1 protein-coding gene is annotated in these 912 nt (G+C 32.7%); it reads left to right on the top strand.

Annotated features, from left to right (window positions below; genetic code table 11):
• Positions 1–912: hypothetical protein (locus tag J3U19_RS11420; protein ID WP_267346373.1), on the top strand; the 912-nt coding region annotated here is incomplete at both ends.

Genomic DNA, 912 nt, shown 5'->3' with positions numbered 1-912 from the left:
AAACAGGCTACAAATCAGGATTTTACCAAGAGTTACAGCTGATATAAAGTTATATATCAACCAGAATAGGCACCTTGAGTATTTTAACAACTTAAAACATGGTGTTGATGATGTATGGCAGATCCCTAATTTTGTTGGTGCTGTCTACCTTGGTGCGATTAATGAAGGTGACAGAATTGAAAAAAATATATTTAATCAATCGGTAGGTGAACAATTACTTATTTATCAAAACGGTAGATTAAATGAATTGGTGACATGGCATACAGCTGTTGATACTAGCATTATTTTCAAATTCAATAATAAATTACCGCCAAACAATTTTACTTTTGTTTTTAATGATAACAATGATGATGAGATTACAACGAAAACAAGTGAAGTAAAGTACAGATATAGCGAAGCTTACGCGGTAAAACTAAATGATGTTTATATTTCAAATGTTAAACTACACACTGCGGGTTATGGCTGTAATCTCTCTTACCAAGCCGAGTATATCGATGAAATAGATTATCAGCCCGATGACGTAAAAACATATATTGGATATGAAGTTATTCATAATAATTACACAACAAGAGAAATAAGCTTCAACCAAGATATCGACCTAATCGATTATGAAACTGGTGTAATCACACGGCTTAAAAAATGGGACAAGACTAAGTTAGCGCGTAGCCTTGTTTTCTATCTTGAAAATCTTTCACAGATCACCGCGTTTAAAAAATTAATTTACCGTCTGTGCGGAAGATTTAAACCTTTTTGGTTATGCGATGAAACCAGTGCTTTAATCGTATCTTTCAACCGAGAGAATGTTATTTATTGTAAATATAATAACGATATCCAAATAAGCCATTCAGCCATCGAACACCTTGCAATATTTTTAGACGATAAGGTTATTTATACAAAAATAGTCGGTCATAA

Source organism: Gilliamella sp. B2828, from assembly GCF_026537125.1.
GTDB lineage: Bacteria > Pseudomonadota > Gammaproteobacteria > Enterobacterales > Orbaceae > Gilliamella.
This window is presented reverse-complemented; position numbering and strand designations above follow the sequence as displayed.